Annotated in this window: 15 protein-coding genes; 7 read left to right on the forward strand and 8 right to left on the reverse strand. The window is 74.7% G+C overall.

Features of this window, described 5'->3' with window-relative positions:
- Window positions 1-2,733: a glycosyl hydrolase family 95 catalytic domain-containing protein gene (locus tag JOE38_RS11755; RefSeq protein WP_204576454.1), complete on the reverse strand. Its 2,733-nt coding sequence runs from the start codon at window positions 2,731-2,733 to the stop codon at window positions 1-3.
- Between JOE38_RS11755 and JOE38_RS11760 the strand changes: the two genes are divergently transcribed.
- Window positions 2,614-3,222 carry an AAA family ATPase gene (locus JOE38_RS11760; RefSeq protein ID WP_204576455.1) on the forward strand — a complete coding sequence of 203 codons (609 nt, stop codon included), beginning with the start codon at window positions 2,614-2,616 and terminating at the stop codon, window positions 3,220-3,222. The two genes, JOE38_RS11755 and JOE38_RS11760, sit on opposite strands and share 120 nt — an antisense overlap.
- Here JOE38_RS11760 and JOE38_RS11765 read toward each other — a convergent pair.
- Window positions 3,189-3,770, reverse strand: a complete 582-nt coding sequence (locus tag JOE38_RS11765) for a hypothetical protein (RefSeq protein WP_204576456.1) — start codon at window positions 3,768-3,770, stop codon at window positions 3,189-3,191. The genes JOE38_RS11760 and JOE38_RS11765 overlap by 34 nt on opposite strands.
- A gap of 17 nt (window positions 3,771-3,787) precedes the next feature.
- Entirely contained in the window at window positions 3,788-4,741 is a 954-nt protein-coding gene (locus tag JOE38_RS11770) for a DMT family transporter (RefSeq protein WP_204576457.1), read from the reverse strand.
- Between the two features lie 69 nt (window positions 4,742-4,810).
- Here JOE38_RS11770 and JOE38_RS11775 point away from each other — a divergent pair, with 69 nt between their 5' ends.
- From JOE38_RS11775 to JOE38_RS11785, 3 genes are all read left to right on the forward strand, one after another.
- Window positions 4,811-5,422 carry a TetR/AcrR family transcriptional regulator gene (locus tag JOE38_RS11775; protein WP_204576458.1) on the forward strand — a complete coding sequence of 204 codons (612 nt, stop codon included), beginning with the start codon at window positions 4,811-4,813 and terminating at the stop codon, window positions 5,420-5,422.
- The gene (locus JOE38_RS11780) at window positions 5,419-5,928 is read left to right on the forward strand and encodes an HIT family protein (protein WP_307838868.1); all 510 of its coding nucleotides are present in this window, start codon (window positions 5,419-5,421) and stop codon (window positions 5,926-5,928) included. The genes JOE38_RS11775 and JOE38_RS11780 overlap by 4 nt, the downstream gene beginning before the upstream one ends.
- 70 nt (window positions 5,929-5,998) lie before the next feature.
- The gene (locus JOE38_RS11785; protein ID WP_204576459.1) at window positions 5,999-6,667 is read left to right on the forward strand and encodes an SDR family NAD(P)-dependent oxidoreductase; all 669 of its coding nucleotides are present in this window, start codon (window positions 5,999-6,001) and stop codon (window positions 6,665-6,667) included.
- A 115-nt stretch (window positions 6,668-6,782) separates the two neighbouring features.
- Here JOE38_RS11785 and JOE38_RS11790 read toward each other — a convergent pair whose 3' ends face one another.
- Both JOE38_RS11790 and JOE38_RS11795 read right to left on the reverse strand, forming a co-directional pair.
- Window positions 6,783-7,691, reverse strand: a complete 909-nt coding sequence (locus JOE38_RS11790; protein ID WP_204576460.1) for an alpha/beta hydrolase — start codon at window positions 7,689-7,691, stop codon at window positions 6,783-6,785.
- A 274-nt stretch (window positions 7,692-7,965) separates the two neighbouring features.
- Window positions 7,966-8,658 carry a YceI family protein gene (locus JOE38_RS11795; RefSeq protein WP_204576461.1) on the reverse strand — a complete coding sequence of 231 codons (693 nt, stop codon included), beginning with the start codon at window positions 8,656-8,658 and terminating at the stop codon, window positions 7,966-7,968.
- 192 nt (window positions 8,659-8,850) lie between these two features.
- On the opposite strand from JOE38_RS11795, the gene JOE38_RS11800 reads away from it, so the two are divergent.
- From JOE38_RS11800 to JOE38_RS11810, 3 genes are all read left to right on the forward strand, one after another.
- Window positions 8,851-9,357, forward strand: coding sequence for a sigma-70 family RNA polymerase sigma factor (locus tag JOE38_RS11800; protein ID WP_012298279.1), 507 nt, complete (start codon window positions 8,851-8,853; stop codon window positions 9,355-9,357).
- Entirely contained in the window at window positions 9,354-10,139 is a 786-nt protein-coding gene (locus JOE38_RS11805) for an anti-sigma factor family protein (RefSeq protein ID WP_204576462.1), read from the forward strand. The genes JOE38_RS11800 and JOE38_RS11805 overlap by 4 nt, the downstream gene beginning before the upstream one ends.
- 88 nt (window positions 10,140-10,227) lie before the next feature.
- Complete coding sequence (locus JOE38_RS11810) at window positions 10,228-11,613, forward strand: MFS transporter (protein ID WP_204576463.1); 1,386 nt, start codon at window positions 10,228-10,230, stop codon at window positions 11,611-11,613.
- Here the strand turns inward: JOE38_RS11810 and JOE38_RS11815 are convergent.
- The 3 genes from JOE38_RS11815 to JOE38_RS11825 are packed head-to-tail and all read right to left on the reverse strand — an operon-like array spanning window position 11,610 to window position 13,500.
- Window positions 11,610-12,104 carry a tetratricopeptide repeat protein gene (locus JOE38_RS11815; protein ID WP_204576464.1) on the reverse strand — a complete coding sequence of 165 codons (495 nt, stop codon included), beginning with the start codon at window positions 12,102-12,104 and terminating at the stop codon, window positions 11,610-11,612. The two genes, JOE38_RS11810 and JOE38_RS11815, sit on opposite strands and share 4 nt — an antisense overlap.
- Before the next feature lie 23 nt (window positions 12,105-12,127).
- Window positions 12,128-12,457 carry a hypothetical protein gene (locus JOE38_RS11820; protein ID WP_204576465.1) on the reverse strand — a complete coding sequence of 110 codons (330 nt, stop codon included), beginning with the start codon at window positions 12,455-12,457 and terminating at the stop codon, window positions 12,128-12,130.
- 32 nt (window positions 12,458-12,489) lie between these two features.
- On the reverse strand, window positions 12,490-13,500 hold the full coding sequence (locus JOE38_RS11825; RefSeq protein ID WP_204576466.1) for a LacI family DNA-binding transcriptional regulator: 1,011 nt from the start codon (window positions 13,498-13,500) through the stop codon (window positions 12,490-12,492).
- Window positions 13,501-13,556: the final 56 nt, after the last annotated feature.

Below are 13,556 nucleotides of genomic sequence, written 5' to 3' on the forward strand. Positions count from 1 at the left end.
TCACCGTACGGGCCCGGGCAGCCACGCGAGCTCGACGCGCAGGGCGTCCGCGCCGAACGCGATGCGCGCGCCGGCGTCGCGCTCGCGCCCGTCCACGCGCACCGAAGCCGCCCGCGGCAGCCGCAGCGCCGTGCCGCCCGCGGGCGCCAGCCACTCCGCGCCCGGCACGCGCCGCACCACGAGGGACGCGCCGGACGGATCCCAGTCGAGCCGGTCGACGACCAGGCCGCCGCGCGCCCGGAGCCCGGTCACGGATCCGCGCGCCCACGCCGCGGGCAGCGCCGGGAGGACCGCGAGCGACCCCGCGTCGGATCCGAGCAGCATCGCCGCGACGAGCGCGGGCAGGCCGCCGCTCGCGTCGAGGTTGAAGATGCGGCCGGCGTCATGCCGGCTCGTGAGGGCGGGGCTCCAGTGCTCGACGGCGAGCCACTCCACGCACGTGAGCGCCGCCTCGCCGTCGCCGAGGGCCGCGGCCGCGAGGCCCACCTGCACCAGGCCGAACGCCATGCCCATCCGCCCGGGCGGCGGGGTCGGGTCCTCGGCGCGCCAGGCGATCTTCGCGGCGACGGTCGCGGCGGCCGCGGCGCGGAGGCGGGCGGCCTCGTCGCCGTCGCCGACGAACGCGGGATCCGCCTCGTACCAGAGCGGGTGCAGCTGCGACGCGTGGCGGTGCGCGATCCGCTCCGGCCAGCGCGGATCCAGCCACTCGGCGAGCGTGCCGTCGTCGGCCACCCGGTACGGCGGCAGGTCGCGGACCACGGCGGCCCAGCGCGCGTCGAGCGAGGAGTCGCCGCGGGCCCGGCCGAGCAGGGCCGTCGAGCGGGCGGCGTCGCGGAGGATCGACACGTCCATCGTCGCGTCGGTCGCCGCGGGGACGCGCTCGCCGGCGGGCGTGTTCTCGGGCGAGTAGGAGGGGACGAGCCGGCGCACCCCGTCGACCATCACGGTGGCGGTCTCGGCGAAGCGCAGGACGCCCTCGGCGAGCTCCCACAGCCGGTCATCGACGATGCCGCGGTCGCCCGTCGTGGCGACGGCGTCGGCGGCGACGCGGAGGATCCAGCCGCCGCAGCCCTGCCAGAACGGCATCGGGTAGTCGGCGTCGAAGTGGTCCGCCCGGCCGTGCGTGGACATGCGCGCGGGCAGCAGCATGCCCTCGGCGCCGAAGACGCGGCGGGCGTTCTCGCGGAAGTCGTCGAGGTGGGGGAGCACCAGCTCGAGGAGGCTCAGCGCGAGTTCGGGCGTGCCGGTGGGGATGAGGCTCGCGATCCCGCCGTTCTGCACGTTGCCGTTGAGCGTGTAGTCGGCCGACCAGGCTGGGCGCCAGGTGCCCTGCCACACGCCCTGCAGCGTGGCCGGCAGCTCGCCCGTGGCGGAGATGATCGCCGCGCGGCCGCTGAGGTACGCGACCTCGACGACGCGGCGGCGGGCAGCGGGGTCGCCCGCGCGGGCCGCCGCCCAGAGGCGCTCGGTGGTGGGGGCAGCGTCGGCGGCGTCCGCGGCGTCGTGCCCCGGCGCCTCGCCGCGGAGGTCGAGGGCGGATGCGGCGACGAGCCGGCCGTGCGTCGCGCGCTGGGCGGCCCGCAGGTCCTCCCACGCGGGCGTCGCCACCAGAGGGATGTCGGGCGTCGGTGCCGCGGATGCGGGACCCACGGCCACGGACAGGCGCAGCAGCGCCGTCGCGCCCGGGCCGGTACGGATGGTCGTGCGCGCGGATCCGCCGTCGACCTCCCACGCGACGCCCGCGACGCCCGCGCCGCCCGCGGCGCCCGGGCCCGGAGCGTCGACCGCCGTGACCGTCCGCAGCGCGTCCTCGCCTGCGCCGGCCTCGGCCGTGAGGATCCCGCGCGTGCCGCCCGCGACCGACGTGCGCACCGCGGCGGACGCGTCGGGCCCGCCCGTGTACAGCGCCGTCGCGTCGCCCGCGCCGAGGCCGAGCTCCACGACCGTCTCGGAATCCCGGTCGGACTCGAGCGCCAGCCAGCAGGCGGATCCGTCGCGCGGCGCGATGAGGCGCAGCGCGTGCCGGCCGCCCGCGAGATCCGTCCACGCGATCGCGGCCTCGCCGCCGACCGGGTCCAGGGTGCGTCGCATGCGGGCGACGCCACCCGCGGTGCGGATCACGAGCGTCGCGCAGATGCCCAGCGGATCCGTCCAGACGAGGTCGTCGCCGTAGCCGCTGTCCCGCGCGCCCGCCATGAGCTCGGCGCTCGCCGTGTCCGGGTCGCCCGCGAGGAGGGCCCGGCGGATGGCGTCGAGGCGGGGCCGGAGGTCGGGCGCGTGCGGCCGCGGGTTCACCGGCGGGAACCAGCGCTCGTGCGCGAGGGAGACGGTGATCGCGTCGGCCGGCCCGTGCGCGACGGCGCCGACGCGCCCGCTGCCGACGACGACGCCCTCCTCCCAGGTCGGCGCCGCGGTCGCGGTCGTGAAGACGGGGGCGGGGTGCGCGTCGTCGCGCGTGATCGAGCGGATGATCGGGTCCTTCCGGTCGGGCGTCCCGTCGTCGCGGGCGGCACCACGGTACCCGGCGGCGTCCCGGTCGCGGGCGGGTCGTCCCGGCGGGAGGACGGGGGCGGATCCCGACGGCGCCCCGCCCGCTCGCCCTAGGATCGCGGGATGCTCGGACCTCTCCCGCGCCTGGATCCACCCGCCCGGCGCATCCTCATCGGCGCGCCGGCGGGGGCCGGCAAGACCACGCTGGCCCGGCGGATCCAGGAGCGCACGGGCCTCCCGCACACCGAGATGGACTCGCTCTTCCACGGCCCCGCGTGGACCGAGCTGCCCACGTTCCGCGCCGACGTCGAGGCCTTCTCGTCGCGCGACGCCTGGGTCACCGAGTGGCAGTACACGACGCAGCTCGGGCAGCTGCTGCCGTCGCGCGCCGACACGCTCGTCTGGCTCGACCTGCCCGTGGCCGTGCAGATGGGGCGCCTGATCCGCCGCACGGTCGTCCGCCGCTGGCGCCGCGAGCCGCTCTGGCACGGCAACGTCGAGCCGCCGATGCGGACGATCCTCACCGATCCGGACCACATCGTCCGCTGGGGGTGGCGAGGGCGCGCGAAGGCGCGGAAGCGCGTGGTGCGCGCGCTCGTCGAGCACGCGCACCTCCGGGTCGTGCGGCTGCGGTCCACCCGCGAGGTCGACGTGTGGCTGCGGGGGCTGCCGGCCGCGGATCAGCCGACGCGGCGGGATCAGCCGCCGGTGCCGCCGTCCGCCTCCGGGTAGAGGTCGCTGCACCAGAGCCCCGCCGGGTCGGGGTCGTCCATGGTCAGCGGTCGGAACGAGTCGAGACGCGGGGCGTCGGAGACCATGTCGGACCCGTTCACGGCCGACCAGACCGTGCCCGCGAAGTCCGCGCGCGTCGGATCCTGGTCCGTCGCCCAGAGCGCCACCATGTGCCCGGACGTGGGGCTCACGGGCTCGCCCATCGGGCCGACCATGCCGGCCAGCGTCCAGACCTCCTCGTCCGCGTCCCAGACGGTCTCGAGGCCGTCGAGCCGGAGTCCGGGGAACGGCCCGGGATGCGCGGCGATGCTCGCGTTCACCGCGGCGAGCGCGGCGGGGGCGGCGTCCGCGCATTCCGTGAAGCCGCCCGCGTCGGCGTCGGCCGTCGGCGTCGGCGTCGGAGACGCGGTGGACGTCGGCAGGATGATCGGCGGCTCCTCCGGTCCGAGCCCGCCGCCCGCCCCGCCGGGCGCCGCGCACCCGCTCAGCGTGAGGACGGCGGCGGCGCACAGCCCCGCCCCGGCGACGGTGATCCGCGGAGCGCTCATGACCGGACCCTAGGGCGTCACGCGGCCCGGGTGGCCGGCTCGCGGCGATCCGCACCCGGACTGGGGTGGTCCGCGGCGGTGTCCTCGATCCGGGCGGGCGCCGTGGCGGCGCGTCGGGCCTCCGTCACCAGCACCGCCGCCACGCCCGCGCCGCACAGCACGAACCCCGCGAGCGTGACCGCCGTGATCCGCTCCCCGAGCAGCAGCGCGCCCGCCGCCGCGGTCGTCGGCGCGACGAGGAACAGCAGCGCGTTGGTCGCCGTGATCCCGACCCGCTCGAGCAGCCACCAGTACAGTCCGTAGGCGGCGAGGGTCGGCAGGAGGGCGGCGACGGCCGCGGTGATCCAGAACCCGGGATCCGCGGGCGGCGCCAGCGTCCCCGTCGCGATCGCGGCGACCACGAGCGCGACCGTCGTGACGACGACGTGCACGGTCAGCGTCACGAGCACGGGCGGCCGGCCGTGCGAGCGGCGCTCGAGGAACGTCCCGGCGACGAGGCACGCCATCGCCGCCGCGGGCAGCAGGTAGGCGACCGGATCCGCGTCCGCCGCCCCCGCCTGCGACCGCACCACGAGCACCACGCCGACCGCCCCGAGCGCGAGCCCGGCCCACTGCGCGCCGCGGACGCGCAGCCCGAGCAGCGGTCCGACGAGCGTCGCGATCACGAGCGGCTGCACCGCGTCGATCAGCGCGGTCGTGCCCGTCGCGATGCCCGCGCCGATCGCCGCGTACACGAACGCGCAGTAGCCGAGCTGCGCGAACGCGCCGATGAGCGCCTGCCGCCCGAGCATCCGCGGCGCGATCCCGCGGGCCGCGCCGGTCGCGACGACCAGCGTCACGAGCACGACGGCGAGCGGCGCGAACCGCCAGACGAGCAGCGTCGTCGCGGGCACCTCGACCGTGCCGACGGCCGCGATGAGGAAGCCGGAGCTCCAGGCGAGTACGAAGCCGGCGGCGGCGAAGACGGTCACCAGCGGTCGAGGTATACCGATCTGTCTACTTGTCATGGGCTCGACTATACAGACCGGTATATTCGACGCGTGCCCACCGCCGTCCCCGACCTCACCCCGCTCACCCCCGGGGCCCGCCGCGTGCTCGACGCGGCGTCCGAGCTCTTCTACGCGCGGGGGATCCACGTGGTCGGCGTCGATGCGATCGCCGCGGCCGCCGGCGTCACCAAGAAGACGATCTACGACCGCTTCGGCTCCAAGGAGCAGCTGGTGGTCGCGTACCTGCAGCACCGCGACGCCCGCTGGCGCGAGCACCTCGGGGCGCGGCTCGCCCGCACGCCGGAGCCCGGGATCGAGCGGGTGCTGGCGGTGTTCGACGCCGCGATCGCGTGGGCCGACGCGTACACGCCCAAGGGCTGCAGCGCGATCAACGCGCGCGCGGAGCTCGGCGAAGGCGAGCTGGGCGACGAGGACGACGGTCACGACGTGCTCCCCGAGGTCATGCGGCAGAAGGCGTGGATGCTGGAGCTCCTCCGCGACCTGTGCCGCGAGGCCGCGGTGCCGGATCCGGCCGCCACCTCCCGCACGCTGATGCTGATCTACGAGGGCGGCCTCGTGACGCTCGGCATGGGCACCTTCGCGCGGCCGATGGTGGTCGTCCGCGACGCCGCGCGGGCGCTGCTGGAGGCGTCGTCGTCGTGAGCGGAACGGGGGACGACGCGGCACCCTGCCCGTTCTGCGCGCTCCTCCGCGCCGAGCCGATGGTCGCCCCGCTGCCGCAGGACGTCGTCGCCGAGCGCGAGCGCGCGGTCGCCGTCATCGCGCCGCGCTGGTGGCCGCGCAACCGCGGGCACGCCCTGGTGATCCCGCGGGTCCACGTCCGCGACCTCTACTCCGTGGTGCCCGCCGACCTGCACGCCGTGATGGACCTCGTGCAGGAGGTGGCCGTGGCGATGCGCGCGGCGTACGGCTGCGCGGGCATCTCGATCCGGCAGCACAACGAGACCGCGGGCGGACAGGACGTGTGGCACCTGCACGTGCACGTGTTCCCGCGCGCTGAGGGGAACGACCTCTACGGATCCGCGCCGCTGCCCGGCTTCGCGACGCCCGAGGAGCGCCTGCCGTACGTGCGCCTGCTGCGGGAGGAGCTGTCCGCTCGTCGGCGGGGCGATCCGGCGGCCCCGACGCTCCGAGCCCGACCGGCCTAGCGTCGGAGGCACGAGCCGCGCGCACCCGACGCCGGGCCGTGCCATCCGTCCGATCCGCAGGAGGAGAACCATGACCACCATCGCCATCGTGGGGGCCGGCGCCGGCCTCGGCGCCGCCGTCGCCCGCCGCTTCGGAGCCGAGGGCTTCGCCGTCGCGCTCATCTCGCGCAGCCAGGAGCGCGTCGACGAGCTCGCGCGCACGCTCTCCGACGAGGGGATCACCGCCCGCGGCTACGTCGCGAACGTCCGCGACCACGTGGCCCTCGCCGCCGCGCTCGACCGGGCGGCGCAGGACCTCGGTCCCGTCGAGGTCCTCCAGTACAGCCCGCTGCCGCAGAAGGAGTTCCTGCGGCCGGTGCTTGAGACGACGCCCGGCGACCTCGTCGGCGCGTTCGAGTTCTCCATCCAGGCGCCCGTCGCCGCCGTGCACCAGGTGCTGCAGGGGATGCGCGTGCTCGGGCGCGGGACGGTCCTCTTCATCAACGGCGGCACCGCGGTGCAGCCGCTGCCGAAGTACGCCGGCACCTCCATCGCCTTCGCGGGCGAGAGCGCCTACGGGCAGATGATCCACGAGGCGCTCGCCGGCGACGGGATCCACGTGGGCCAGCTGATCATCCCCGGCGCCATCACCCCGGGGCACCCGACGAAGGACCCGATGGCCCTCGCCGACACCCTCTGGGCGATGCACGAGGAGCGCGGCGACTTCCGCCGCTTCGCCGCCGACATGGACGACGAGTAGGGGTCGTGCCACCCCGGGGGTCGTGGGGACATCCCGGACCCGCCGAATGCCGAGAGCGGCGTGCGACCGAGGGTCGCACGCCGCTCTCGTCAGGCCAGGAGGCCGTGGATCGGATCTAGCGGGGGCAGGAGCTGGCGGAGTCGCTGATGGCGGCCGACACCGGCTGGGCGGGGCAGACGTACTTCTTGTAGGCGCTGTTGCCGTCGAGGTACGCCTTGAGGAAGTTCGTCACGGCGTCGCGGACGGTGCCGTCGGTCTTCGCCCGAGCCGCGTAGTGGTCCGCGCCGCGGAGCTCCAGGTACTGCTTGGGGGTGGAGGCGGGGATGGAGTCGTAGGCGGGCTTGCCCATGAACGACGCCGGAGCGGTCGTGTCGGCCTGGCCGGTGATGACCAGCGTCGGGGTGGTGATGGTGGGGTACGTCGGCGACTGGGTGGGGTGGTACGGGTCGGTCGTGCCGGCGGGGAAGTCGTACGGCATGAGGGCGACCGCGGCCTTGAGGCCGTGCTGCTCCACGGCGGCCTGCAGGGCGCCGCCGCCGGCGAGCGAGTAGCCGACGACGCCGATGTCCGCGGGGTCCACCTGGTCCTTCACCGGGCTCGCGGTGGCGAGGTACTTGGCCGCGGCGAGCATCTCGTAGGAGCGCTGGTTCGGGAGGTCGTAGCTGCCGAGGGTGTTCATGTTCAGCACGATGAAGCCCTCGCCGGCGAGGTCCTTGGCCAGCCACTCCAGGTCGGAGCGCGTGCCCTTCAGGCCGGGTGCGACGACGATCGCGCCGAGGGCCTTCTTGCCCGTGTCCTGCGGGGCGTAGAGGGTGGCGTCGCCGAAGCCGGAGCCGTCCACGGCGGGGATCGTGTACTGGCGGAGGGGGTAGGCCGCGTGGTGGTGGGCGGATGCGCTGTCCGCGGTGGCGGCGTGGGCCGGGGTGGCGGCCTGGGCGGCGGTGGGGACGCCGAGGAGGGCGAGCGTCGCGAGGGCGGCGACCGCGACGGGGCGGGTGCGGAACGCTGAGCGGGTGACGGACATGGTCGTGTCATCTCTCTGTCGTGGGCAGTGAATGGCGTCCAGGCGGGAACACCCTCGCCGGACCGCGATGACCATAGGCGCGCGATGCTGTGGAACGTTCCCGACCGTCCTCAGGACCCGCCGCCCGTGGACAGACGGAGCGCGGGGCGCGCGGACGTGCGTGGGTCCGGAGCCCCGGACCCGCACCGACCGGGGCACGCAGAAGGGGAGGAGGAGCGTCCCGAACGCGCTCCTCCTCCCCTCGTCTGGGGCGGCCCCAGGGGCCGGTCCGCGACTACTTCGCGGGCGTCGCCTTCACCAGGAACTCGACGGTCCCCTTGTCCTGGACGCTCACGAAGCCGAGGCTCGGAGCCTGGACGCCGTAGTCGGAGAAGGTGACGGGGATGGATCCGCTCACCTGCACGCCGTCGCCCGAGAGCGCGGCCTGCAGCGGCACGGTGACGGTCTGCGTCACGCCGTGCATGGTGAGCTCGCCGGTCGCGTCGACCGTCGCGACCTGGCCGCTCGCGGGCACGGCCGCGTCGACCGGCTGCGTGAGCGTGAAGGTCGCGTCGGGGTACTTCGAGACCTCCATGGCCGTGCCGCGGAAGTACTCGTCGCGGGGTGCCGCGTCGGTGGCGATGCTCGCGACGTCGACCTTCACGGTCGCGGCAGTGAGGGTCGATCCGTCGACCTTCACGTCGCCGGTCACGTTCTCGGTCTTGCCGACGACGGTCACGTCGGTGCCGTTGAGCACCTCGGCGACGCGGTATCCGGCGGTGCTGCCGGTGCCGATCTGCCAGTCGCCGGACAGGTCGCTCGTGTCGAGCGTGGAGTCGGCGGGGTCGGCCGAGACCGACGGGGCGGCGGCGGGGGCGCCGACGATCACGTCGCGGTAGAACGCGGGGCCGAACGCGGCGGCGCTGACACCGAGCACGACGACCACTGCCGCGCTCGTGCCGAGGATGATCTTGCTCTTCTTCTGCATGGGGGTCTCCTGATCCGGATGGTGCGTCTTCGTCCGCCGCGATGTGACGCGCCGACATCAGGGACGACGGACCAGCCGCGGGAACGGTTCACGGGTTCAGGTTCCTGCCAGGTTCGCAGATCGCCCTGCGATGATTCCCCGGAGCGGTGAACCATCCGGCCTTCCGTCTCGTCGTGGAAGGAGGAGGCACGGATGACCACGGAGAGCACGGCCCGCATGCGGGCGCTGCACGATGCGCACGCACCCGCGCTGCAGCGGTACGCGCTGCGGCTGACGGGGGATCCGGCGCTCGCCGAGGACGTCGTGCAGGAGGCGCTGCTGCGGGCCTGGCGCTCGCCGGCGATCCTCGCGGAGGACGACGAGTCCGCCCGGCGCTGGCTCTTCACCGTCGTGCGCAACCTGGTGATCGACGACCGGCGCAGCGCCTGGCGCGGCCGCGAGACGCCGACGGACACCCTTCCCGAGGATCCCGTCGCCGACGCGTCCGACGCCATCATCGACCGCCTGCTCGTCGCCGAGGCGCTCGCGTCGCTCTCCGCGGAGCACCGCCGCGCGGTCGTCAGCTGCTACCACCTGGGCCGGTCGGTCGCGGAGACCGCCGAACGCGAGGGCGTCCCGCCCGGCACCATCAAGTCCCGCCTCCACTACGCGCTCAAGGCGCTCCGTCTCGCCCTGCAGGAACGAGGAGTCACCCGATGAACGACCGCGCCGACGACATCCACGAGTGGGATGCCGCGTACGTGCTCGGCAGCCTGAGCGCCACCGACCGCGCGCTCTTCGAGGACCACCTCGAGGGGTGCGACGCGTGCATGCGCTCCCTCGCCGAGCTCTCCGGGCTGCCCGGCGTGCTGCGGATGCTGCCCGTCGAGGAGGCGATCGCGCTCATGGACGAGCCCGAGGCCCCCGCCGTGCCGCAGCCCGTCGCGACGGCGCCGGACGCGTCCGCCCACCGGGTGCCGCGCCGCCGTCGGCGCGCCCTCGCCGGTGCCTCCCGCGTTCCGCTGACCCGCCGCACGGGCCGGTGGATCCTCGCGGCCGCCGCCGTCGCGCTCCTCGCGGGCGGCGCCGCCCTCGGCTCCGCGCTGCGGGCCGGCGTGAGCGCGCCCGTCGCGGATCCGACCCCCGCCGTCTCGTCGCCCGCCCAGGACCCGACCTCCGACACCGGCCTGCCCGCCGACGCCGTCAGCATGCGCTCCGACCTCGACGAGGGCGTCACGGCGCAGCTCGCCGTGACGGCCAAGCCGTGGGGCACGCGCTTCGACTGGAGCTGCGCCTACGCGGGCGGCGGAGCGGGCAAGGGCGCCTACGACCTCGTCGCGATCGACGACGACGGCACCCGCACGGTCGTCGCCACGTGGGGCGCGGGCCAGGCGGAGGCGACGCAGCTCGCGGCGACCTCGAGCCTCCCGATCGACCGCATCCGCGAGGTGCAGATCACGCCCTCCGACTCCGACGTGGTGCTGGCGAGCCGGGACCTCTGATCGTCGCGCATCACCCCTGGCGCGCCACCCCCGCCGCCCCGTAGCCTGGCGTCCCACACCCGAGGAAACGCGAGCAGGCGAGGATCCGATGAGCGACCCGGCAGCGCACGCCGACGTGCCCGAGACGCCCGCCATGAGCGCCGCCGACCGGGCCGTCGTCGCCGCCCGCTGGAAGCGCAACGCGACCCTCTTCCTCAGCGGGCAGACCGTCTCGCTGTTCGGCTCGATGCTCGTCCAGTACGCGGTCATGTGGTACGTCACGTTCGAGACCCGCTCGGGCCTCGCGGTCGCGCTCTACGCGGTCTGCGCGTTCCTGCCGCAGGGCATCGTCTCGATCTTCGGCGGCACGCTCGCCGACCGCATGAACCGGCGCGTGCTCGTGATCGTCTCGGACAGCAGCATCGCGATCGTCACCCTCGCGCTCGCGCTGCTGATGATGAACGGGGTCACCGACCTCTGGATCATCCTGCTCGCGGTCGCCGTGCGCTCCGTCGGCGCCGGGTTCCAGACGCCCGCGGTGCAGGCGATGATCCCGCAGATCGTGCCGCCGGAGCAGCTGCTGCGCGTGAACGGCATCTTCGGCACCATCCAGTCGGCGATGGCCCTGCTCGCGCCGGCCGCGGCGGGCGCGATCTTCGCCGCCTACGGCCTCGTGCCTCTCTTCTTCGTCGACGCGATCACGGCCGCCATCGGCATCGCGTTCCTGCTCTCGGTCGCCGTGCCGACGCTCGCGTCCATCGCCGACAAGACGTCGACCTACCGCGAGGACCTCGTCGAGGGGATCCGCTACATCGGCGGCAACCCGGTCGTCCGCTGGCTGCTCGTGGTCTTCGCGATCATCTTCCTGCTCACCGTGGCGCCGTCGTTCATCACGCCGCTGCTCGTGGCCCGCACCTACGGCACCGAGGTGTGGATGGTGACGGTGCTCGAGATCGCCTTCAGCGTCGGCATGCTCGGCGGGGGCGCGCTCGTCTCGACGCTGTTCGCGAAGTCCGACCGCATGACGCTGATCCTCGTCAGCTGCTTCGGCTTCGCGATCTTCACGGCGGGCCTCGGCCTCAGCCCCAACCTCTGGGTGTTCTACGGCTTCATGTTCGCGATCGGCCTGTTCGTGCCGCTGTTCTCGGCGCCGTTCATGACGCTCGTGCAGGAGACCGTCGCGCCCGAGATGCACGGCCGCGTCTTCAGCTACGTCGGCATCGTCATGGCGCTCGCGACCCCGATCGGCGCGGTCGCGTTCGGCCCGCTCGCCGACGTGTTCAGCGTGCAGGAGCTCCTCGTGGCCGCGGGGATCATCACGGTCGTGGTGATCTCGGTGGCCATCTCGCTGCCCTCCGGCCGCGCGGCGATCCGCATCGCCCGGGAGAAGAAGGCGGAGGCGGACGCGGCGGATGCGGATCCCGAGCCGGAGGCCGCCGCCGCCGGATCCGGCACGACCGCGGTCGACCCGGCGCGCGTGACGCCCGGCTCCTAGTCCTCCGCGCGGTCGCGATCTGCGAGCTCGTCCGCGTACGCCGATACGGCGCGGCCGTAGCCCGGCAGAGCGGGCGCGAGCCGGCGCAGCGCCACGGCCAGCGCCTCCGTCGGGCGGCCGGCGTCGTGCAGCGCGAGCGCGAGGAACGCGTCGCGGCCGGGTGCGTGCGCGTCGTCGGGCATCGCCTCCAGGAGCGCGACCGCCTCCCGGGCCTCGCCGACGTTGCGCAGGGAGCTCGCGAGCTGGATCACCGCGAGCGGCCGGTGCTCCGGATCCAGCCCGCCGTCGAGCGCGGCGCGGTACAGGGGCACGGCCTCCGCCTCGCGTCCCACGAAGTCGTGCGCGCAGGCCAGCTCGAAGAGGGATCGCGGATCGTCGGCCGGGCGCTCCGCGATGAGCGCGCGCATCCCGGCGACGGTCTCGTCCGCGCGCTCGTCGTCGGCGCTCGCCCAGAAGGAGGCGATCCGGGCGTCCCAGTCGTCGTGGTGCATGCGCCCAGCCTGGCAGGGGCGGATCAGGCGCCGGGGTCGGGCGATGACGTGTCGGTCTCGGAAGCCCCGCCGTCGGGGGAGGCGCTCGCGTCCGCGTGCCGACGCCGCGCGCGTGTGGCCCGCAGGACGAGCCACACGCAGAAGCCGCCGAGCACGATGACGACCCACGTGCCGCGGACGGCGCCCGCCGGGAGGAAGAAGGCCACGACCACCAGCGGGATCACCGCGTAGAACTGCACGAGGAAGGCGCTGACGTTCAGGTCGTTCCGCTCGCGGCCCTCCTCGGGCGTCTCGCGGCGCATCCAGTGCGACACCGGGAGCCCGGGCCGCTCGGCGTCGTCGTCGTCTCCCATGCGTCGAGCCTGGCAGGTCCGCGCACCGCCGGTCAGCGGCTGCGCGCCGGCGGCGGCCCCGTCGTCGCCCGGCGCACCAGCCGCGTCGGCAGCTGCACGTGCATCGCGTCGGGATCGGTGCCGCCCATCAGCGACATGAGGAGGTCCACCGCGGTGGTGCCGAGGCGCTGCATGGGCTGACGGATGGTCGTGAGCGGCGGCGTCATCTGGGAGGCCTCGGGGATGTCGTCGAAGCCGATGACGGAGAGGTCCTCGGGCACGCGGATCCCGAGTTCGGCCGCCACCTGCAGGATGCCGATGCCCGAGAGGTCGTTGGCCGCGAAGATCGCGGTGGGCCGGTCGGGCATCGACAGCAGCGCGCGCGCCGGCTCCCGGGCGGCGGCCGTGAGGAAGAGGCCCCCGCGCACGAGCGCCGGGTCGAATGCGATGCCGGCGTCCTGCAGCGCGCGCCGGTAGCCGGCCTCGCGCAGGCTCGCGGAGCGGAGGTCGGGGCGGCCCGCGAGGAACCCGATCCGCCTGTGCCCCAGCTCGAGCAGGTGCCGCGTCGCCTGGAGCGCGCCGCCGAGGCTGTCGGACTCGACGCTCGGCAGGTCGGCGGGTCCCGTGTGGGGGTCGATGGAGACGACGGGGATCTCGGTCTGCGCCGTCACGACCGTGGGCGTGACCATGATCGCGCCATCGATGAGGGTGCCGCTCAGCCGGCTCAGCGACCGGCGCTCCCACCCCGTGTTGTCCACCTGCCGGGATCCGCTGTAGGCCAGCAGGTCGTAGCGCGAGTTCCGGAGGGCCGCGCCCACGCCCTTGAGGATCTCCGCGCTGAACGGCTCGAAGCCCGCCACCAGCACGCCGATCACGCCCGTGCGGTGGGAGCGCATGCTGCTCGCGACGAGGCTCGACTCGTAGCCCAGGCGCTCGACGACCTCCATCACGCGGCTCGACGTCTCGGCCGAGATCCCGTACCGCCCGTTCACCGCCTTGGACACGGTGGACACCGAGACGCCGGCTGCAGCGGCGACGTCGTGGATGGTGGGGCGGCGGGACATGGACTGGACCCTACGCCCGGAGAAAAGGATTTCGAAAACGTTTGACGAAGATCCGG

The sequence above is a fragment of the Clavibacter michiganensis genome, assembly GCF_016907085.1.
Taxonomy (GTDB): domain Bacteria; phylum Actinomycetota; class Actinomycetes; order Actinomycetales; family Microbacteriaceae; genus Clavibacter; species Clavibacter michiganensis_O.

Coding starts and splice junctions, on each gene's coding strand:
- JOE38_RS11800 (WP_012298279.1), top strand. CDS start 8,851: ATGACCACGGAGAGCACGGCCCGCATGCGGGCGCTGCACGATGCGCAC.
- JOE38_RS11790 (WP_204576460.1), bottom strand. CDS start 7,691: ATGTCCGTCACCCGCTCAGCGTTCCGCACCCGCCCCGTCGCGGTCGCC.
- JOE38_RS11760 (WP_204576455.1), top strand. CDS start 2,614: ATGCTCGGACCTCTCCCGCGCCTGGATCCACCCGCCCGGCGCATCCTC.
- JOE38_RS11795 (WP_204576461.1), bottom strand. CDS start 8,658: ATGCAGAAGAAGAGCAAGATCATCCTCGGCACGAGCGCGGCAGTGGTC.
- JOE38_RS11765 (WP_204576456.1), bottom strand. CDS start 3,770: ATGAGCGCTCCGCGGATCACCGTCGCCGGGGCGGGGCTGTGCGCCGCC.
- JOE38_RS11810 (WP_204576463.1), top strand. CDS start 10,228: ATGAGCGACCCGGCAGCGCACGCCGACGTGCCCGAGACGCCCGCCATG.
- JOE38_RS11820 (WP_204576465.1), bottom strand. CDS start 12,457: ATGGGAGACGACGACGACGCCGAGCGGCCCGGGCTCCCGGTGTCGCAC.
- JOE38_RS11815 (WP_204576464.1), bottom strand. CDS start 12,104: ATGCACCACGACGACTGGGACGCCCGGATCGCCTCCTTCTGGGCGAGC.
- JOE38_RS11785 (WP_204576459.1), top strand. CDS start 5,999: ATGACCACCATCGCCATCGTGGGGGCCGGCGCCGGCCTCGGCGCCGCC.
- JOE38_RS11825 (WP_204576466.1), bottom strand. CDS start 13,500: ATGTCCCGCCGCCCCACCATCCACGACGTCGCCGCTGCAGCCGGCGTC.
- JOE38_RS11805 (WP_204576462.1), top strand. CDS start 9,354: ATGAACGACCGCGCCGACGACATCCACGAGTGGGATGCCGCGTACGTG.